General features: G+C 67.3%; 17 protein-coding genes. 16 read left to right on the top strand and 1 reads right to left on the bottom strand.

Annotation, left to right across the window (positions count from 1 at the left end; all coding sequences use genetic code 11):
* Positions 1 to 77: 77 nt before the first annotated feature.
* The 11 genes from HMPREF2716_RS08310 to HMPREF2716_RS29665 all read left to right on the top strand — a co-directional run bounded on the left by HMPREF2716_RS08310 (position 78) and on the right by HMPREF2716_RS29665 (position 11,719).
* Complete coding sequence (locus tag HMPREF2716_RS08310) at positions 78 to 2,225, top strand: acetate--CoA ligase family protein (protein ID WP_003145556.1); 2,148 nt, start codon at positions 78 to 80, stop codon at positions 2,223 to 2,225.
* Positions 2,209 to 3,075 (top strand): MaoC/PaaZ C-terminal domain-containing protein, encoded by an 867-nt coding sequence (locus HMPREF2716_RS08305; RefSeq protein ID WP_003112540.1) that lies wholly within the window; start codon positions 2,209 to 2,211, stop codon positions 3,073 to 3,075. Before HMPREF2716_RS08310 ends, HMPREF2716_RS08305 begins: the two co-directional genes overlap by 17 nt.
* An 81-nt stretch (positions 3,076 to 3,156) precedes the next feature.
* Positions 3,157 to 4,512: an MFS transporter gene (locus HMPREF2716_RS08300; RefSeq protein ID WP_034044841.1), complete on the top strand. Its 1,356-nt coding sequence runs from the start codon at positions 3,157 to 3,159 to the stop codon at positions 4,510 to 4,512.
* A gap of 23 nt (positions 4,513 to 4,535) precedes the next feature.
* Positions 4,536 to 4,943 (top strand): PaaI family thioesterase, encoded by a 408-nt coding sequence (locus tag HMPREF2716_RS08295; RefSeq protein ID WP_023097915.1) that lies wholly within the window; start codon positions 4,536 to 4,538, stop codon positions 4,941 to 4,943.
* A gap of 140 nt (positions 4,944 to 5,083) precedes the next feature.
* A complete protein-coding gene (locus tag HMPREF2716_RS08290; protein WP_023110296.1) occupies positions 5,084 to 6,148 on the top strand; it encodes an acyl-CoA dehydrogenase family protein in 1,065 nt (354 codons plus the stop codon).
* The gene (locus tag HMPREF2716_RS08285; protein ID WP_003086299.1) at positions 6,148 to 6,909 is read left to right on the top strand and encodes an enoyl-CoA hydratase/isomerase family protein; all 762 of its coding nucleotides are present in this window, start codon (positions 6,148 to 6,150) and stop codon (positions 6,907 to 6,909) included. Before HMPREF2716_RS08290 ends, HMPREF2716_RS08285 begins: the two co-directional genes overlap by 1 nt.
* A 1-nt stretch (position 6,910) precedes the next feature.
* Positions 6,911 to 8,056, top strand: coding sequence for an acyl-CoA dehydrogenase family protein (locus HMPREF2716_RS08280; RefSeq protein ID WP_023518468.1), 1,146 nt, complete (start codon positions 6,911 to 6,913; stop codon positions 8,054 to 8,056).
* A gap of 40 nt (positions 8,057 to 8,096) precedes the next feature.
* Entirely contained in the window at positions 8,097 to 9,014 is a 918-nt protein-coding gene (locus HMPREF2716_RS08275; RefSeq protein ID WP_003086302.1) for an SDR family NAD(P)-dependent oxidoreductase, read from the top strand.
* 15 nt (positions 9,015 to 9,029) lie between these two features.
* Positions 9,030 to 10,016 carry an NADH:ubiquinone reductase gene (locus HMPREF2716_RS08270; RefSeq protein WP_004353331.1) on the top strand — a complete coding sequence of 329 codons (987 nt, stop codon included), beginning with the start codon at positions 9,030 to 9,032 and terminating at the stop codon, positions 10,014 to 10,016.
* Positions 10,017 to 10,094: 78 nt separating this feature from the next.
* The gene (locus tag HMPREF2716_RS08265; protein WP_003123192.1) at positions 10,095 to 11,345 is read left to right on the top strand and encodes an OprD family porin; all 1,251 of its coding nucleotides are present in this window, start codon (positions 10,095 to 10,097) and stop codon (positions 11,343 to 11,345) included.
* A gap of 98 nt (positions 11,346 to 11,443) precedes the next feature.
* A complete protein-coding gene (locus HMPREF2716_RS29665; RefSeq protein WP_010792073.1) occupies positions 11,444 to 11,719 on the top strand; it encodes a zinc ribbon domain-containing protein in 276 nt (91 codons plus the stop codon).
* A 2-nt stretch (positions 11,720 to 11,721) separates the two neighbouring features.
* On the opposite strand, the gene HMPREF2716_RS08260 is transcribed toward HMPREF2716_RS29665, so the two are convergent.
* Positions 11,722 to 12,198 carry a GreA/GreB family elongation factor gene (locus tag HMPREF2716_RS08260; protein ID WP_003112531.1) on the bottom strand — a complete coding sequence of 159 codons (477 nt, stop codon included), beginning with the start codon at positions 12,196 to 12,198 and terminating at the stop codon, positions 11,722 to 11,724.
* Between the two features lie 174 nt (positions 12,199 to 12,372).
* Here HMPREF2716_RS08260 and HMPREF2716_RS08255 point away from each other — a divergent pair, with 174 nt between their 5' ends.
* From HMPREF2716_RS08255 to rmuC, 5 genes are all read left to right on the top strand, one after another.
* Positions 12,373 to 13,866: an L-piperidine-6-carboxylate dehydrogenase gene (locus HMPREF2716_RS08255; RefSeq protein WP_003086325.1), complete on the top strand. Its 1,494-nt coding sequence runs from the start codon at positions 12,373 to 12,375 to the stop codon at positions 13,864 to 13,866.
* A 55-nt stretch (positions 13,867 to 13,921) separates the two neighbouring features.
* The gene (locus tag HMPREF2716_RS08250; protein ID WP_003123190.1) at positions 13,922 to 15,208 is read left to right on the top strand and encodes an L-pipecolate oxidase; all 1,287 of its coding nucleotides are present in this window, start codon (positions 13,922 to 13,924) and stop codon (positions 15,206 to 15,208) included.
* A 72-nt stretch (positions 15,209 to 15,280) separates the two neighbouring features.
* Positions 15,281 to 15,649: an antitoxin Xre/MbcA/ParS toxin-binding domain-containing protein gene (locus tag HMPREF2716_RS08245; protein WP_003086329.1), complete on the top strand. Its 369-nt coding sequence runs from the start codon at positions 15,281 to 15,283 to the stop codon at positions 15,647 to 15,649.
* Between the two features lie 134 nt (positions 15,650 to 15,783).
* A complete protein-coding gene (locus HMPREF2716_RS08240) occupies positions 15,784 to 16,539 on the top strand; it encodes an RES family NAD+ phosphorylase (RefSeq protein WP_003123189.1) in 756 nt (251 codons plus the stop codon).
* A 767-nt stretch (positions 16,540 to 17,306) separates the two neighbouring features.
* Positions 17,307 to 18,668: a DNA recombination protein RmuC gene (gene rmuC / locus HMPREF2716_RS08235; RefSeq protein ID WP_003081943.1), complete on the top strand. Its 1,362-nt coding sequence runs from the start codon at positions 17,307 to 17,309 to the stop codon at positions 18,666 to 18,668.
* The last annotated feature ends 45 nt before the right edge of the window (positions 18,669 to 18,713 follow it).

Raw genomic sequence — 18,713 nt, 5'->3', positions numbered from 1 at the left:
GTGGCGGCGTCCCGCGGGCCCGCTCGCCCGCGAGAAGGTTGTCGTGCCGGCCACAGACAAACGGATCAGGTGAACCCATGTCAGCGAACCACTCGCAACAGCTCATCGACGCTCCCCGTTTCGCCAGTCTTACTCCATTGATCGAACCACGCTCGGTCGCGGTGATCGGCGCTTCCAGCGACCCGACCCGCATCGGTGGCCGACCCATCGCCTACATGCTGCGCCATGGCTATGCCGGGCAAATCCTCCCGGTCAATCCGAACCGTGCTGAAATCCAGGGGCTACCGGCCTTCGCCAGCGTCGCGGAGCTGCCGCAGGCACCGGACGCGGCCATTGTCGCGGTGCCTGCGCCTCAGGTGCTGGAGACCGTCCGGGCACTGGGCCGCCAGGGGGCGCGCAGTGCCATCGTGTTCTCTTCCGGATTCAGCGAGGTCGGCGAGGCCGGCGCGGCGATGCAGGATGCGGTGGTAGCCGCTGCCCGCGAGTACGGTATGCGTCTGCTCGGTCCGAATGCGCTGGGCGCGTTCAACAGTAACCTCGGTTACTACGCGTTCTTCTCCACCAGCCTGGAACGTGGCGTACCGCTGCCCGGCCGGGTAGGCATCGCCACCCAGTCCGGCGCCTACGGCGCGCACCTGCTCGGCATGGCGCGCCAGCGCCGCCTGGGAACCCCTATCTGCGTGGCCACCGGTAACGAGGCCGACGTCACCCTGGGCGACAGCATCGGCTGGCTGGTGGAGTCGCCGGAGATCGACGTGGTGATGGCCTACGCCGAATCCATCCGCAACGTCGACAGCTTCCTCGCCGCCCTGGAGGCCGCGCATCGCGCCGGCAAGCCGGTGATCCTGCACAAGGTCGGGCGCAGCGCCCTGGGTAGCCGCGCGGCGCTGTCCCACACCGCTTCGCTGGCCGGCGACGACAAGGTGCTGGACGCCGTGCTGGGCGACTATGCGGTGATCCGCGCCAGGACCACCGAGGAACTGATGGACATCGCCTACCTCGCCACCCGGCGTATCTATCCGGTGGGCAACAGCCTCGGCATGATCACCGTCAGCGGCGGCGCCGGGATCATCGTCAGCGATGTCGCCGAGGAAGTCGGCCTGCCGATGCCGCCGATGCCGGACATGGCCCAGGAGCGGCTGAAGGCACGGCTGTCCTTCGCTTCGCCGATCAACCCGGTGGACTGCACCGCGCAGGCCCTGAACGACCTGACGCTGGTGCGCGACTTTACCGAGTCGATGGTGGTCGACGGTGGCTACCGTTCGCTGCTCGCCTTCTTCACCCAGGCCGGCACCGCCGCCTCCATCGGCGCGCGTCTGGCCGAGCAGTTCCGGCGGATCAAGGAGGCTCATCCCGAGCGTCTGTTCGTGGTCTCGGTGATGGGCGAGGGGGAGGAGCTGGCACCCTACGAGGAGGCCGGCTTCGCACTGTTCGAAGACCCCACCCGGGCGGTAGTGGCGATCCAGGCCATGGGGCGGCTCGGCGAAGCCTTCGCCCGGCCGTTGCGCCTGCGCCGGCCTGCCGGCGGGCTACAGTTGCCCGCCTCCACGCCCGGCGAAGCCGAGGCCAAGCGCCTGCTGGCGCGCGCCGGTATCGAGTCCGCCGCCGAGGCGGTGCTGGGCAGTGCCGAAGAGGCGGTTGCCTTCGCCGAGGGCATCGGATACCCGGTGGTGCTGAAGCTCGCCTCGGCGGACATCCAGCACAAGTCGGAAATCGGCGGCGTGCTGCTTGGCGTAAGCGATGCGGACGCGGTACGCGCCGGTTTCCAACTGCTCCTGCGCCGGGCCGCCGAGAAGGCGCCGCAGGCGCGTCTCGATGGCGTCCTGGTGGCGCGCCAACTGCAGGGCGGGGTGGAGTGCTTCATGGGGATCCAGCGCGATCCGCTGTTCGGCCCGGTGGCGTTGTTCGGCCTGGGCGGGATCTTCGTCGAAGTGCTGCAGGACGTGGTGTTCCGCCGCTGCCCGTTCGAGGTCGACGAAGCCGAGGCGATGATCCGTAGCATCAGAGGCGCGCCGCTCCTGTTCGGCGCGCGTGGCCGGCCGCGGGCCGACGTCGCGGCGCTGGCACGGCTGCTGTCGAATCTCTCGCGGTTCGCCTGGGAGGCGGGAGAGCGCTTGCGCTCGGTGGACCTCAACCCGGTCATCGCCTTGCCGGAGGGCCAGGGCGCCTGGGCGGTGGATGCGGTGTTGGAAGTCGAGGAGGTGGCCGATGGCGCTCGATCCTGAGGTGCTCCTGAACTACCCGATCCCCGAAGTACGCCAGCGCTACAGCCGGCGCGACAGCGCCTTCTACGCATTGAGCCTCGGTCTGGGCGGCGACCCGCTGGACGAGCGCCAACTGGCCTACGTCGATCCGTGCCGCGATCTCCAGGCATTGCCGTGCATGGCCCTGGTGCTCGGTCATCCGGGCTTCTGGCTGGGCAATCCGGCGACTGGCGTGGACGCGCTGCGCCTGGTTCACGGCGAGCAGCGCCTGGAGTGGCGGCGGCCGTTGCCGGCGGAAGGCGAGGTGATCGGCCGGACCCGGGTCACCGGTCTGGTAGACAAGGGCGCCGACAAGGGCGCGCTGCTCTACAGCGAGAAGGTGCTCAGCGACGCGCTCAGCGGCGAGGTGCTGGCTGTCGCCCGCAGCACCACCTTCCTTCGCGGCGACGGCGGCTTCGGTGGTTCCCGGCAGGTGCCGGAAACGCCGCATCGCTTGCCTGAACGGACACCCGACCTGCGACTCGACCTGCCGACCCGTCCGGAGCAGGCCCTGTACTACCGCCTCAACGGCGACGACAACCCGCTCCACGCGGAGCCCGCGGCAGCGCTGCGGGCCGGCTTCCCGCGGCCGATCCTGCATGGCCTGTGCACCCTCGGCGTGGCATTCCACGCGGTGTTGCGCGGGCTCGCCGACTACCGCGCGGGGCAACTGGGACATCTGCAGGTGCGTTTCTCGGCTCCGGTGTTTCCCGGCGAGACCTTGCGTACCGAGATGTGGAGCGACGGCTCGTTCCGCACTCGCGTCGTCGAGCGCGATGTGGTGGTGCTGGACAACGGCCGGGTAGGTCCGCCGCCAGAGCGGCCGGACTGAAGCGAAGGGCGGCGGCGCGAGGGAACGACTGTCGGGCTGCCGTGAAGATCAACCGAAATCCTGCTTGCGAGAACAAGAATAATGAATGCAACCGCGCTTTCCCCGAACCCGGCGCCGGCCATTTCCCGGCGCACCATGCTGATCGCCTTCGTCTTCTGCTTCCTCGGCCTGCTCGCCGACGGCGTCGACCTGATGTTCCTGGCCTACAGCCTCAACAGCCTGAAGGCCGAATTCGGCCTGAGCAACTTCGAAGCCGGCTCCCTCGGCAGCCTGACTCTCGCCGGCATGGCCGTCGGCGGCATCTATGGCGGCTGGTGCTGCGACCGCTTCGGCCGGGTGCGAGTGGTGACCTGGACCATCGTGCTGTTCTCCATCGGTACCGCGTTGCTGGGGCTGACCCAGAACTACTGGCAGTTCGCGCTGATCCGCTTCGTCGCCTCGCTCGGCCTCGGCTCGCTGTTCGTCGCCTGCAACATCCTGATGTCCGAGTGCGTCGGAACCAGGTACCGCACCACCATCCTCGCCGCCATGCAGGCCGGCTGGACCGTGGGCTACCTCGTGGCGACCCTGCTGGCGGGGCAGATCATCCCCGAGTTCGGCTGGCGCGCCTTGTTCTTCACCGCCGTGGCGCCGGCGCTGGTCTGCCTGGCCCTGCGGCCCTGGGTGCCGGAGTCGCCGTCCTGGCTCGCGGCCCAGGCCGGGCGCCAGCGTCCCGGCGCGGCTCCGCATAGCCACGCCGAGGCTGGCGGCGCCGGCCCGCTGGGACGGATGCTGGGCGATCCGGAAACGCGCGGCATGTTCCTGCTCTGGAGCCTCACCTCCTGCTTCCTGCTGTTCGGCTACTACGGCACCAACAACTGGATGCCGTCCTACCTGGAGAGCGAGTTGGGGATGAACTTCAAGTCGATGACCGGCTACATGGTCGGCACCTACAGCGCGATGATCCTCGGCAAGGTCGCCGCCGGCGTCTGCGCCGATCTCTTCGGCCGGCGCCTGACCTTCGCCGCCGGGGCCATCGGCAGCGCCGCCTTCATGCCGTTGATCGTGTTCTACCACTCGCCCTCCAACATCCTCTGGATCCTCATCACCTTCGGCTTCATCTACGGCGTTCCGGTCGGGGTGCTGGCCACCTACATGACCGAGAGCTTCTCCACCCGCGTCCGCGGCTCGGCGGTGGGCACCGCCTACAACCTGGGTCGTATCGGCGCGGCGGTGGCGCCCGCCGGCATCGGCCTGCTGGCCACCCACGTGTCGATCGGCGCGGGTTTCCTGGTGATGGGCATCACCTACGTGCTCACCGGGCTGATCCCGGCGCTGTTCATTGCGGACCGGCTCTACGACCCGAACCGCGAGTCCCGCGATGCCGAGAGCGCTTCCCGACGGCAAGCGCCGGGCAGTGCCGGGGATACCGCCGAGCGGAGCGCGGCCAAGGCCTGATCCTGCGGCAGGAGTGCACATCCATGAGTTCTTTTCCACGACAGCCAGCGGCGGAGCAGCGGCCCGCCAGCTTCCAGGAGTTCATCGGCCTCGAGCGCTGGACCGATGCCGACGGGGTGGCGCGGGTGCGCCTGGGGCATCGCCCGGAACTGATGAACTACCTGCAACAGTTCCATGGCGGGGTGTTGATGTCGGTGCTGGACGCCGCCATGGCCCAGGCGATCCGTGCCTGCCTGCCGGACTGCTCGATGGTGACCATCGACATGGCTACCCACTTCATGGGTAGCGCCCGCGGCGAGCTTCGTGCGGTTGGCAGGGTGGTGCGGCGGACCCGCACGATCTGCTTCTGCACGGCGGAAATCTGCAACGAGGGCGGCGAGGTCATCGCCATGGCCTCGGGCAGCTTCAGGTACCGCGCGGCTAAGCCGTAGCGGAGTTCCGGCGGCGCGGCAGCGGAGCCATCCGTCGCGCGTCCGGACCACGGCCTGCGCGGTCGCTCCGCGCGGACAAGCCGGCGCCGCCCGTGCAGATGACGGACGGGCGGTCGGCGTATCGACAGGAGGGCGAACAGATGAGTGAGCAAGACGAGTGGGCCGGCGAGCGCGAGCAGCGTCTGCGGATGATCCGCGACAGCGCGGCTTCGCTGGTGCCGCGCGACGGCGACCTGAGCCGCGTGCGCCGCGGTCGTTTCACCGGTAGCGGGGTGGACCGCCAGGCCTGGCGCGAGGTCTGCGCCATGGGCTGGCCGGCGCTGCGCCTGGATGAAGCGTTGGGCGGCAGCGGCCTGGGCATGAGCGAATACGCGGCGTTGCTGGAGGCGCTGGGGCGCGGCCTGCTGCCCGAGCCGCTGATCGAGGCCGGGCTGGTGGCGCCGCTGCTGCCGGAAGACGAGCGCGTTGCGTTGCTGGCCGCTGAGCGGCTGGTCCTGCCGGCGGGCATCGCCTACCGCGATGGGCGGCGGCGCCCTCGTATGCAGCAAGGGCGGCTGCACGGCGAAGTCGCTCACGTACATCTGGCTGGCGCCGCCGATGCCTGGCTGGTGGCCTGCGAGCAGGGCCTGGCGCTGGTCGAGCGCGATGCCGATGGCGTGGAACTGCTCTGCGAGGCGACCCAGGATGGCGCTCACCTGGCGCGCCTGCGTTTCCGCGATGCGCCGGCACGGTGGTTGTCCGGCGAGGTAACGGAACAGGTTCTGGACGAGGCAGCGCTGGCCTGCGCGGCCTATCTGGTCGGACTGATGGATGGCGCCTTCGAGCGAACCCTGGAGTACCTCAAGGTACGTCGCCAGTTCGGCCGCGAGATCGGTAGTTTCCAGGCGCTGCAGCACCGCATGGTCGACCTGAGGATCCAGATCGAACTGTCGCGCGCCATGGTCGAGCAGGCCGCCGCCGCGATCGATGCCGGGGCGTCGGAAAGCGAGCGCCAGCGGCAGGTTTCCAGCGCACGGGTACGGGCCTCGGAAGCGGCTCTGCTGGTGACCCGCCAGGCCATCCAGTTGCACGGCGGCATCGGCTACACCGACGAGGCGGACATCGGCCTGTTCCTGCGCCGCGCCATGGTACTGCTCAATGCCCACGGCTCGCTGGCGTTCCACAAGGCGCGCTACGCCGCGCTGCTACAGCGGGAGGTGGCCTGATGAGCGGTTTGTTGCAGGAAACGCGCGGCACGGTGCGCCTGTTGCGCTTCGACAACCCGGCCCGGCGCAACGCACTGTCGCCGGCGCTGCGCATGGAATTGCTGCGGGCCCTGGAGGCGGCCGAATGCGACCCATCGATCCGCAGCGTGCTGCTGACCGGTGGCGAAGAGGTGTTCTGCGCCGGCGGCGACCTGGGCGACATGCGGGTGACCGAGTTGGCCGCCGGCAGGGCGCGAATGCAGGACAACGCGCGGCTGGTGCGGCAGATGGTGCGCATGGGCAAGCCGCTGATCGCCGCGGTCGAGGGCTGGGCGGTGGGGGCCGGGCTGTCCGTGGCGCTGGCCTGCGACAGCATCGTTTGCGGCGCCGGCGCCCGCTTCGCCGCCGGCTTCGGCAAGGTCGGGCTGCTCGCCGACCTCGGCCAGTTGCATACCTTGCCGGCGCGCATCGGTTGGGGGCGGGCACGGCAGATCCTGATGTTCGGCCAGGTGGTAGAGGCCGAGGAGGCACTGCGCATCGGCCTGGCGGACCGCCTCTGCGCCGCTGGCGGCGCCTTGGCGATGGCGCTGGAGCTGGCCGGGCGGGTGGAGCAGCAGGCGCCGTTGCCCCTGGCGATGACCAAGGCGTTGCTCGCCGAGGGCCTTGACCTATTGCTGGAGCGGGAGGGCGAGTTGCAGAGCCAGTTGTTTCTCAGCGCCGACCACGCCGAGGGCAAGGCGGCCTTTCTCGCCAAGCGTCCCCCCGTATTCAGAGGAAACTGAGATGAGCGACTACGACAGTCTCGATGACAACGCCTTTCGCCTGATGGTCCGTGAGTGGATCGCCGCCAACTATCCGCAGCGCATCCGCAATCCGCCCCGTCGCCTGGGGCGCGAGGAAACCCGCGAGTGGTACCTGCTGTTGTCGCGCCAGGGCTGGCTGTGTCCCGGCTGGCCCAGGGAGTACGGCGGCATGGGGCTGAGCGCCGGCAAGCAACTGATCATGATGGAGGAAATGGAGGAGTACGGCTGCGCGCGCCTGCCCGACAGCGGCGTGACCATGCTCGGCCCATTGTTGATCCGCTATGGCGACGAGGCGCAACGGGCGCGCTTCCTGCCGCGCATTCTCAGCGGCGAAGACATCTGGTGCCAGGGCTACAGCGAGCCCAACGCCGGCTCCGACCTGGCCAGCCTGCGCACCGAGGCGCGCCTGGAAAACGGCGAGTGGGTGATCAACGGACAGAAGACCTGGACCACCATGGGCTCGGAGGCCAACTGGATCTTCCTGCTGGTCCGCACCGAGCGCAGCGCCAAGGCGCAGCACGGCATCAGCTTCCTGCTGGTGCCGATGGACAGCCCGGGCATCGAGGTGCGGCCGATCCTCAACCTGGAGCTGCACGGCGAGTTCTGCGAAGTGTTTTTCAACGACGTGCGGGTGCCCTACGACAGCCTGGTCGGCGGAATCAACCAGGGTTGGAGCATGGCCAAGGCGCTGCTCGGTTTCGAGCGGATCTTCCTCGGTTCGCCCAAGCAGTCCACCTTCGCCCTCCAGCGCCTGGAGCGCCTGGCCCGGCACCTGGGACTGTGGCACGACCCTCTGTTCGCGCGCCGCTTCGCCGCGCTGAGCATGGACCTGGACAGCCACAAGGCGCTCTACGAGCGTTTCGCCGAACGCCTGCGGCGTGGGGAGAGCCTCGGCCCGGAGGTATCCATGCTGAAGATCTTCCAGTCCGAACTGTTCCAGCGCATCAGCGAGCTGGGCCTGGAGGTCGCCGGGGAGGATTCGGCCCTGCTGCAGCCCTTCGCCGAAGACCCCGAGTTGCATCCGGCGGGGATCTTCATCCAGTCGCGGCCGACCACCATCTACGGCGGCAGCAACGAAATCCAGCGCAACATCCTGGCCAAGAGCGTCCTCGGCCTGCCGGGCTGAGCGCAACCGAACGACATCCACGGGACGAAGAGGATTACCCATGAGCAGCAGACTCAATGAAGGCAAGGTCGCGATCGTTACCGGCGCGGGCGGCGGCATCGGCCGCGAGATCGCCCTGGCCCTGGCCGATTCCGGGGCACGGGTGGTGATCAACGATATCGGCGTATCGCTACAGGGCGAGGGCGGGTCGGCCTCGCCGGCCGAAGAGACCCTTGGCCTGATCCGCCAGCGAGGCGGCGAAGGTCTGATCAACACCGACAGCGTCGCCGACTGGGACAGCGCGCGGCGTATCGTCGAATGCGCCATGGACGGTTTCGGGCGTCTGGATATCGTGGTGAACAACGCTGGCATCCTGCGCGATGCGATCTTCCACAAGATGAGCGCCGACGACTGGCTGTCGGTGATCAATGTCCATCTCAACGGCAGCTTCTTCGTCAGCCGGGCCGCCGCCGAACGCTTCCGTACCCAGCAGGCCGGCGCCTTCGTACACATGACCAGCACTTCCGGGCTGATCGGCAACTTCGGCCAGGCCAATTATTCCGCGGCCAAGCTGGGCATCGTCGCCTTGAGCAAATCCATCGCCCTCGACATGCAGCGCTACAACGTGCGTTCGAATTGCATCGCGCCGTTCGCCTGGAGCCGGATGACCGACTCGATTCCGGCCGAAACCCCGGAGCAGAAGGCCCGCGTCGACAAGCTGCAGCGCATGACCCCCGAGAAGAACGCGCCGCTGGCCGTCTACCTGGCGTCCGACGCCGCCCGCGAGGTCACCGGCCAGGTGTTCGCCGCGCGTCACCACGAACTCTTCCTGATGAGCCAGAGCCGGCCGCTGCGCAGTGTGCATAGCGAGCACGGCTGGACCCCGGAGAGCATCGCCGAGCACGGCATGCCGGCGTTGCGCGGCAGCTTCATGGACCTGGCGCGCAGCCCGGACGTGTTCTCCTGGGACCCGATCTGACCGAGGAGGCAATCCATGGGCGTGTTCAGGACCCGTTTCACCGAGACCTTCGGCGTCGAACACCCGATCATGCAGGGCGGCATGCAGTGGGTCGGCCGTGCCGAGATGGCTGCGGCGGTGGCCAACGCCGGTGGCCTGGCGACGCTGTCGGCGTTGACCCAGCCGAGCCCGGAGGCACTGGCTGCGGAGATTGCCCGCTGCCGCGAGCTGACCGATCGGCCGTTCGGGGTCAACCTGACCTTGCTGCCGACGCAGAAGCCGGTGCCCTATGCCGAATATCGCGCAGCCATCATCGAGACGGGAATCCGCGTCGTCGAAACCGCCGGCAACGACCCCGGCGAGCACATCGCCGAATTCCGTCGACACGGCGTCAAGGTGATCCACAAGTGCACCGCCGTGCGCCATGCGCTCAAGGCCGAGCGACTGGGCGTGGACGCCGTCTCCATCGACGGCTTCGAGTGTGCCGGCCACCCGGGCGAGGACGACATCCCCGGCCTGGTGTTGCTGCCGGCCGCGGCCAACCGGCTACGCGTGCCGATCATCGCCTCCGGCGGTTTCGCCGATGGACGTGGCCTGGTCGCGGCGCTGGCGCTGGGCGCCGACGCGATCAACATGGGCACGCGCTTCCTGGCCACTCGCGAATGTCCGATACACCCTGCGGTGAAGGCGGCGATCCGTGCGGCCGACGAGCGTTCCACCGACCTGATCATGCGTTCCCTGCGCAATACCGCGCGGGTGGCGCGCAACGCGATCAGCCAGGAAGTACTGGCGATCGAGGCACGCGGCGGCGCCGGCTACGCCGATATCGCCGCGCTGGTCAGCGGCCAGCGCGGTCGCCAGGTGTACCAGCAGGGCGATACCGACCTGGGGATCTGGTCGGCCGGCATGGTCCAGGGCCTGATCGACGACGAACCGGCCTGCGCCGAGTTGCTCAGGGACATCGTCGAGCAGGCGCGCCAACTGGTGCGTCAACGCCTGGAGGGCATGCTCGCCGGGGTCTGATCCGCTCCGCCACGGCGGTCGCGGCAGGGAGTGGCCGCGGCGCCGTGTCTATCCACTGACGACGAAGAGACAACAACAATGAAAATTCTTCCCGTTCCGATGCTGGCCGCGGGGCTGGCGTTGCTGCCGTCGTTCGCCCAGGCGGAGTTTTTCGCCGACGGCAAGGCCGGCCTCGAACTGCGCAATTTCTATTTCAATCGCGACTATCGCCAGCCCGGCGCCAGCCAGTCCTATTCGGAGGAGTGGGCGCAGGGTTTCCTGTTGCGCTACGAGTCCGGCTACACCGAGGGGCTCTTCGGCCTGGGCATCGATGCGCTGGGCCTGCTGGGCGTCAGGCTGGACTCCTCGCCAGAGCGATCCGGTAGTGGTCTGTTGCCGTATTCGACGAGCGACCGGCGCGCCGCCCACGACTATTCCAGCCTGGGCCTGACCGCCAAGCTACGGGTCTCGCACAGTACGCTGAAGATCGGCAGCCTGATGCCCAGGCTGCCGGTGGTGCAGTTCAACGACACGCGCCTGCACCCGCAAACCTTCCAGGGTGGACTGCTGGAAGTGAACGAGATCGACGGGCTGGCGCTGCAGTTTGGCCAGTTGCGCCAGGTCAAGCAGCGCGACTCGACCAACGCCGAAGACCTCGGCATCACCCGCGGCAACAAGCGCAACGTACTGGCGGGCCGGCACCCCGGCAGCGACCGCTTCGACTTCGCCGGCGGTACCTACCGCTGGAGCGAGCGCCTGAGCAGCAGCTACCACTACGCCAACCTGGAGGATTTCTACCGCCAGCATTATCTCGGCGTGCAGCACCTCTTGCCGCTCACCGATGACCAGTCGCTGAAGTCCGACATCCGCTGGGCGCGTTCCACCGACGAGGGCGGCAGCCGCGTCGACAATCGCGCGCTGAATGCGCTGTTCACCTATCGCCTGGGTGGCCACGCCTTCGGCCTCGGCTACCAGCGCATGTCCGGCGACAGCGGCTTCGCCTACCTGGCCGGGACCGATCCGTATCTGGTCAACTTCGTGCAGATCGGCGATTTCGCCAACAAGGACGAGCGCTCCTGGCAGTTGCGCTACGACTACGACTTCGCCGCCATCGGCCTGCCCGGCCTGACATTCATGAGCCGCTACCTGCGTGGCGAACACATCGACCTTCTGGACGGCGGTGGGCGCGGCAAGGAATGGGAGCGGGACACCGATATCGCCTACCTGGTGCAATCGGGGCCGCTGAAGAACCTGGGGATCAAGTTGCGCAACGGCACCTTCCGCAGCGATTTCGGCAACGACATCGACGAGACCCGGCTGATCGTCAGCTACGCGTTGCCGCTGTGGTGAAGCGGACTTGAGTTTCCCGATGTTTCCGCGCCATTGACCCTGTAGTGGCTACAGCCTTTTCACTGGAAGCCGTCAGATCCAGACGAGAGGGTTGTGCCATGGGGTTCTTCGAACGGTTGTTGATGGGTGGGCGTCATCATGGACAGGGCGGTGGTCATCACGGCGGCGGTCATCACCGCGGTCAGGGCGGCTATCCGCCGGCGCCAGTCGCGGCGGGAATGGCCTGTCGCGCCTGCCGCACCGCGAATGCGGCGACGGCACGATTCTGCCAGGGCTGCGGCGGCGCCCTGGCGCCGCTGCGCTGTATCGCCTGCAGCGCCGATCTCGCGGCGGGCGCGAAGTTCTGCGGCGCCTGCGGTGCGCCGCAGCAGTAGCCTCAGTCGACGGCGAGGATTTCCACCGCAAGGGGGGAGTCCTTCGCCCCGGTCTCGTCGCCCGGGTGCCTGCCGATCAGGCTCTGGCCCAGTGGCGAGCGAGGCGTGATGACCAACACCTCGCGACCTTCGCAATCGATCTTCAGCCCGGCCGCCTCGGGGCCGAGGAACACTGTTCGCCGGCTGCCGTCGGCGTTCAGCAGGGTGACCAGCGCGGTGAGCTGGATGCCCTGTTCCTCGTCGAAATCGCGCAGCACCAGGTTGCGGTACAGGCCCAGCGCCTGGCGGATCTCCTCGACCCGGCGCGACTGCCCGGCGGCCAGGTAGGCCGCTTCCAGGCCGAGGGTGTCGTACTTGTTCTCGGCGACGTTCTCTTCGTGGGTTGCCGTCTCATGGGCGGTCTGCGCGGCGCGGACGGCGACTTCCAGGTCCGCGGCGAGCTTTTCCGTGATCAGGCGCAACAGCTTTTTCTTGTCCATGTCGGGTAGGCGGGGGCTGGCCGGCGAAGGCGTGCATGGTACGGGAAAGACGGCGGATCGCGACAGCTCGGAGCCAGTATGAAAACTCGGAATGACGTGGCGAATAAAGGTCGTTTGTCGCTACCGGGCAAACCGACTAAAACGAGCGGAAACGAACAGCCAGGAGAACCTCACATGATCGACGGATTGCTGCGCAGTCTCGGCCTCGACCCCAATGCTTTTCGCGATGGCGAGCTTGCCGTGCATACCCCCATCGACGGCAGTCGCCTGGCTGCGGTGCGACTGGAGGGGCGCGCCGCCGTTGCCGCCAAGGTCGAGCGCGCCGAACAGGCGTTCCGCGCCTGGCGCCAGGTGCCGGCGCCGCGCCGTGGTGAACTGGTGCGGCTGTTCGGCGAGGAATTGCGTCGGCACAAGGCCGAACTCGGCGAACTGGTGTCCTGGGAGGCGGGCAAGATCACCCAGGAAGGCCTCGGCGAAGTCCAGGAAATGATCGATATCTGCGACTTCGCGGTGGGCCTCTCGCGCCAGTTGTACGGTCTTACCATCGCATCCGAGCGTCCCGGCCACCACATGCGCGAGACCTGGCACCCGCTGGGCGTGGTAGGCGTGATCAGCGCGTTCAACTTCCCAGTCGCGGTGTGGTCGTGGAATACCGCGCTGGCGCTGGTCTGCGGTAATTCCGTGGTCTGGAAGCCTTCGGAGAAGACCCCCCTCACCGCACTGGCCTGCCAGGCACTGTTCGAGCGTGCCGCGCGGGCCTTCGGCGGCGATGCGCCGGCGCACCTGAGCCAATTGCTGATCGGCGACCGCGAGGCCGGCGAAGCGCTGGTGGACGACCGTCGCGTCGCCCTGGTCAGCGCCACCGGCAGCACTCGCATGGGGCGCGAAGTGGCGCCGCGGGTGGCGGCGCGTTTCGCTCGCTGCATCCTCGAACTGGGCGGCAACAACGCGATGATCCTGGCGCCAAGCGCCGACCTCGACCTGGCGGTGCGCGGCATCCTGTTCGGCGCGGTGGGCACCGCCGGGCAGCGCTGCACCACCTTGCGCCGGTTGATTGCCCATGAGTCGGTGAAGGACGAGATAGTCGAGCGCCTCAAGGCAGCCTATTCCAGGGTCCGTATCGGTCATCCGCTGGAGGGCAACCTGGTCGGGCCGCTGATCGACGAACGCAGCTACCTGGCCATGCAGGACGCCCTGGCGCGAGCCCGCGAGCAGGGGGGACGGGTGTTCGGCGGCGAGCGGCAATTGCAGGAGCGCTATCCGGATGCCTACTACGTGTCGCCGGCCATCGTCGAGATGCCGGGACAGACCGAAGTGGTGCGCACGGAGACCTTCGCACCGATCCTGTACGTGGTCGGCTACCGCGATTTCGACGAGGCCCTGCGCCTGAACAACGAGGTTCCCCAGGGACTGTCGTCGTGCATCTTCACCACCGACCTGCGCGAGGCGGAACTGTTCCAGGGCGCGGCGGGCAGTGACTGCGGGATCGCCAACGTCAACATCGGCACCAGCGGGGCGGAAATCGGCGGGGCGTTCGGCGGCGAGAAAGAGACCGGCGGCGGTCGCGAGTCCGGCTCTGACGCCTGGAAGGCCTACATGCGACGGCAGACCAACACCGTCAACTATTCCCGCGAGCTGCCGCTGGCACAGGGCATCACCTTCGATTGAACGGGGCGCGGCGGGCTCCCGCCGCATGGCAATGAGGCTGGCAGCGGAGTCGCGCATGGGCGGTTTGCAGCAACGGTGTCTGTGGGAAGTGGTTACGCCTCGCCTGTCCGGAGCGGCGAGCCTGAACGGCGAGCAGCGCGCCGACGTATGTGTGATCGGCGCCGGTTTCACCGGGCTTTCGGCGGCGCTCCACCTGCTGGAGGCGGGCCGTTCGGTGTGCGTGCTGGAAGCGTACGAGGTCGGCCACGGCGGGTCGGGACGTAATGTCGGATTGATCAACGCCGGCACCTGGATTCCCCCGGACGAGGTGGTCGCCACCCTCGGCGCCGAGCAGGGAGAAAAGCTCAACGCCGTGCTGGGGCGGGCGCCGGCTCTGGTGATGGAGACCATCGAACGCCTCGGCATCGATTGCCAGTTGCGCCGCGAGGGCACCCTGCACATGTCGCACAACGCCAGCGGCGTGGCCGATCTGCAACGCCGTCACGCGCAGTGGACGCGCCGCGGCGCTCCGCTGGAGTTGCTGACCGGCGCGGCTTGCCACGAGGCCTGCGGCACCCGGCGAATCAGCGCGGCGTTGCTCGACCGACGCGCCGGCACTCTCAATCCCATGGCCTATTCGCGCGGACTGGCCACTGCCGTCGTACAGCGTGGCGGGCAACTGTACCAGCGCTCGCCGGTGCTCGCCCTGGAGCGGCAGGGCGCGCTGTGGGCGGTGCGCAGCGCCGCGGGGGCGGTACTGGCGGAACAGGTGGTGATCGCCTCCAACGCCTATACCAAGGGCGAGTGGACCAACCTGAGGCGGCACTTCTTTCCCGGCTACTACTACCAGGTGGCTTCGGCGCCGCTGCACGGCGCCGCGGCCGAGCGCATCCTGCCTCACGGCCAGGGTTCCTGGGACACCAGGACGGTGCTCAGCAGCATCCGTCGCGATGCCCAGGGCCGCCTGTTGCTGGGAAGCCTCGGCAATGGCGCGAACAAGCCCGCCTGGTTCCTGCGGCAATGGGCCGATCGAATCCAGAGCCATTACTTTCCCGACCTGGGCCAGGTCAACTGGGAGTACAGCTGGACGGGTTGCATCGCCTTCACCCCCGATCATCTGATGCGCCTGTTCGAGCCTGCGCAAGGCTTGCTGGCGGTGACCGGCTACAACGGACGCGGCGTGACCACCGGTACGGTAGTGGGCAAGGCGTTCGCCGACTACCTGCTGAGCGGCGAGCGAGCGACATTGCCGTTGCCGTTCAGTGACATGAAGCCCGTCCCCGCGGCCAGGCTGCGCAGTTGCGCCTACGAGATGGGTTTTTCTCTCTATCACGCCGGTCAATGCTTGCGCGTGGTTCTCTAGGTTCGACCGAATCAAGGTGTGTTTTCAGCAAAATAATGATAGTTTGTTGTAAACACACATGAGGAGGTCGTCATGAGCGCTCTCATCAAGGAACGTCCCAGCGCCGATGCTGTCCTGGCCAAGGCCGTCCTGGCCGCGCGCGAGCAATTGGGGCTGACGCAGCTCGAACTGGCCGGCATCGTCGGCGTCGATCGCAGCGCCATCAGCCGCTGGAAGACCCAGGGCCTGCGGGTGGACAGCAAGACCGGCGAGCTGGCTCTGCTGCTGGTGCGGGTCTATCGCGCACTGTATGCCCTGTTCGGCGGGCAGCAGGAGGACATGCGCCACTTCCTGCGCACTCCCAACCATCACCTGGCGGGCGAGCCGCTGGCACTGATGGGACAGGTGCAGGGCCTGGTTCATGTGCTGGAATACCTCGATGCGATCCGCGGCAAGGTCTGATGCCCGGCGCGCCTGTACGGGGGCCTACGCCTGTCACGGAAAAGGCTGGCAGCCAGAGGCGACACGCCTGGCTGAATGGAGACTGCGGTGCCGCTACGCTGGCATCCGACACCACAGGAAGCGAGGGGCGGAAGGTGAGCGAGATCTGGCGACAGTGCAAGGGTGAGCGGCATGTCCGACCGCTCCAGGGGCGGCTGGTGCGGTTGGTGGAGAGCCAGGAGCAGGTGGCGACCCTGCAATTGGTCGACACCCTGGAAGAACAGGCGTTGCTCGAGGAACTGCTCGAGTCGAGCAAGCCGCCGGTGCCGGCGGATGCCGAGCCATTGCATTACCTGTTGAAGACCCCGTTCCGTTATCCGCCCTTGCGCTGGGGGTCGCGGTTTGGCCGTCGCCACGAGCCAAGCCTGTTCTACGCCGCGTTGAAGCTGGAAACGGCCATGGCCGAAAGCGCGTATTACCGTTGCGTCCTGTGGAGTGGCATGGCGGTGCCGCCACCGAGCGGGAGGATTCTGTCCGAGCACGCTTCGTTCGAGGCGGGCTGGAAGGTGGAGCGGGGAATGCGTCTGCAGGCGCCGCCTTTCTCCGATCACGAGGCTGCGCTGACCGACATCGCCGACTACCGCGCTCCCCAGAAACTGGGAACTGCCATGCGCAGCGCCGGGGTGCAGGCATTCGAATACCGTTCGGCGCGTTGCCCGGAGCGCGGCTGCAATGTCGCCCTGTTCACGCCCGCGGCCTTCACCGAAAAGCGTCCTCGCAACCTGACGCCCTGGCTGTGCGAAACCACGGCCGGTTACGTGGCCTTCAAGCCGGCGCATGTGCCGGGGTCGCCGAAAATCTTCTCCTGGGAGCTGTTCCTGGTGGACGGAAAGTTGCCGCATCCGGCGTGAGTGGAGGGGGCACGGTTGCCAGCGATCCGGGGGCGCCGTCTGAAGGCCGCCACCTGCCGGTTGGGCAGGGCTGGCCTGCATGCCCCGAGGGAAAGAGTGGCTGAGGATTTCGAACGGCATTGCCCTGCAATGGGGCGGCAAGAGGCTTCGGCGAAAATTTGTGCACAAATGGAAAGCAGCTTGTCAAGGGTTGAGAGCGTTAGGCTCTAAACGCTTGATTTTTCATGTTTGAAACGTAACTTATTGAAAAATAACGATAAAAATAGTTGGTGAAAAAATCGTCAATCTGTCCCATAGCCCCACTCCATCGGGGGTTCGGCAGTTTTTTAGGGGCTTTTCCACTGGGTTATCCACAGGATCTGTGGATTTCCCAAGCGCTTGCTCGACAGCACATCGCACGCTCCAAGGCAAGCCCTGTAGCCGCGACAAAAATGCCGTGGAAGCAGAAATGTCCCGGCGGCGAAGGGCGCAGGGCGATGGCTTCCGTTATGGAAGTATCTGAAATGTCCTGCGCATGGGGTACGCACAGCTCGGAAGCGGAGTGCTCGTTCGGCGCGGCGCTATTCGCTCGACGGTCTTTTCCCAAGAACCTAGAATCCGCTGCACGCGCGCCTGCCAGGCGGGTGTTGCGTCGTTTTCCGCTGGAGTGCCCCATGCCCGTCGATCTACCGAACCTGTTGCTTGGCCTGCTGGCTGCCGCGATTCCCCTGGCCGGCCTGGCATGGCAGCTACAGAGAAGGGCCAGCCTGGCGGAGCGCGAGATAGCCTTGCTCGGCGAGCGACTGGCGACCGCGCAACTGGCCCAGGACGGGCTGAATGCGCAGTTGGAGACCAGTAGGGAGGCTTACCAGCAACTCGGCGAGCGCCATGCCAGGCTCTCCGGCGAGGTCGCCGCGCTGCGTCGGGAAGCCGAGTTGATGGGGGAGGAGCGGCAACGGGCGTCCCAGGCGGAGGCACGTTGGGCCAGCGAGCGCCAGGGCCGGGAAGAGGAAGTGCGTCGCCTGGCTTCCGAACGGGCTGCGCTGGCTGCGGAACTTCGCGAGCAGCAGGAAAGCCACCAGCAGCGCCTGACCGACCTGCAGTCGGCCCGCGACGAGTTGCGGGCACAGTTCGCCGAACTGGCGGGAAAGATCTTCGACGAGCGCGAACAGCGTTTCGCCGAGACCAGCCAGCAGCGCCTGGGGCAGATGCTCGATCCACTGAAGGAGCGCATCCAGGCGTTCGAGAAGCGGGTGGAGGAAAGCTACCAGCAGGAAGCGCGCGAGCGTTTCTCCCTGAGCAAGGAACTGGAGCGTCTGCAGCAGCTCAACCTGCGCCTGGGCGAGGAAGCGACCAACCTGACCCGCGCGCTCAAGGGCCAGAAGACCCAGGGCAACTGGGGCGAACTGGTGCTGGAGCGGGTGCTCGAGCATGCAGGCCTGGAAAAAGGTCGGGAATACGAGACTCAGGTCAGCCTGAAGGGTGCCGAGGGCGAACGCTTCCAGCCGGACGTGCTGATCCGCCTGCCCGGCGACAAGCAGGTGGTGGTGGATGCCAAGGTCAGTCTCACGGCCTACCAGCAGTACATCGCCGCTGACGACGATCTGCTGCGCCAGCAGGCGCTGAAGCAGCACGTAACGTCGTTGCGCAACCATGTGAAAGGCCTCTCCGGCAAGGACTATCGACGCCTGGAAGGATTGCACAGCCTCGACTTCGTCCTGCTGTTCATGCCGATCGAGGCGGCTTTCTCGACGGCCCTGCAGGCCGAGCCGAACCTGTTCCAGGACGCCTTCGCGCAGAATATCGTGATCGTCAGCCCGACCACCCTGCTGGCCACCCTGCGGGTAATCGACAGCCTCTGGCGCCAGGAGCGGCAGAACCAGAATGCGCGGGAAATCGCCGAACGTGCCGGTTCGCTGTATGACAAGTTCGTGCTCTTCGTTCAGGACCTCGATGAGGTCGGTTCGCGCCTGCAGCAACTGGACAAGGCCTATGCCGCGGCGCGCAACAAGCTCACCGAGGGACGTGGCAACCTGATCAGTCGCAGCGAGCAACTCAAGCTGCTCGGTGCCCGCGCCAGCAAGAGCCTGCCGACGGACTGGCTGGACCGGGCGCTGGTGGCGCCCGTGGAAGAGGCCGGAGAGGAGTGAGATCGGTTCGATCCCGTGCCCGGGCTTTCGAGAAAACGGAGGCTT

Source organism: Pseudomonas sp. HMSC076A11 (assembly GCF_001810205.1).
GTDB lineage: Bacteria > Pseudomonadota > Gammaproteobacteria > Pseudomonadales > Pseudomonadaceae > Pseudomonas > Pseudomonas aeruginosa.
This window is presented reverse-complemented; position numbering and strand designations above follow the sequence as displayed.

Bases quoted from the DNA above. Each gene is read 5' to 3' on its own strand.
- HMPREF2716_RS08290 (WP_023110296.1), top strand. From the start codon at position 5,084: ATGAGTGAGCAAGACGAGTGGGCCGGCGAGCGCGAGCAGCGTCTGCGG.
- HMPREF2716_RS08260 (WP_003112531.1), bottom strand. From the start codon at position 12,198: ATGGACAAGAAAAAGCTGTTGCGCCTGATCACGGAAAAGCTCGCCGCG.
- HMPREF2716_RS08265 (WP_003123192.1), top strand. From the start codon at position 10,095: ATGAAAATTCTTCCCGTTCCGATGCTGGCCGCGGGGCTGGCGTTGCTG.
- HMPREF2716_RS08245 (WP_003086329.1), top strand. From the start codon at position 15,281: ATGAGCGCTCTCATCAAGGAACGTCCCAGCGCCGATGCTGTCCTGGCC.
- HMPREF2716_RS08255 (WP_003086325.1), top strand. From the start codon at position 12,373: ATGATCGACGGATTGCTGCGCAGTCTCGGCCTCGACCCCAATGCTTTT.
- HMPREF2716_RS08270 (WP_004353331.1), top strand. From the start codon at position 9,030: ATGGGCGTGTTCAGGACCCGTTTCACCGAGACCTTCGGCGTCGAACAC.
- HMPREF2716_RS29665 (WP_010792073.1), top strand. From the start codon at position 11,444: ATGGGGTTCTTCGAACGGTTGTTGATGGGTGGGCGTCATCATGGACAG.
- HMPREF2716_RS08250 (WP_003123190.1), top strand. From the start codon at position 13,922: ATGGGCGGTTTGCAGCAACGGTGTCTGTGGGAAGTGGTTACGCCTCGC.
- HMPREF2716_RS08310 (WP_003145556.1), top strand. From the start codon at position 78: ATGTCAGCGAACCACTCGCAACAGCTCATCGACGCTCCCCGTTTCGCC.
- HMPREF2716_RS08300 (WP_034044841.1), top strand. From the start codon at position 3,157: ATGAATGCAACCGCGCTTTCCCCGAACCCGGCGCCGGCCATTTCCCGG.
- HMPREF2716_RS08285 (WP_003086299.1), top strand. From the start codon at position 6,148: ATGAGCGGTTTGTTGCAGGAAACGCGCGGCACGGTGCGCCTGTTGCGC.
- HMPREF2716_RS08275 (WP_003086302.1), top strand. From the start codon at position 8,097: ATGAGCAGCAGACTCAATGAAGGCAAGGTCGCGATCGTTACCGGCGCG.
- HMPREF2716_RS08280 (WP_023518468.1), top strand. From the start codon at position 6,911: ATGAGCGACTACGACAGTCTCGATGACAACGCCTTTCGCCTGATGGTC.
- HMPREF2716_RS08305 (WP_003112540.1), top strand. From the start codon at position 2,209: ATGGCGCTCGATCCTGAGGTGCTCCTGAACTACCCGATCCCCGAAGTA.
- HMPREF2716_RS08295 (WP_023097915.1), top strand. From the start codon at position 4,536: ATGAGTTCTTTTCCACGACAGCCAGCGGCGGAGCAGCGGCCCGCCAGC.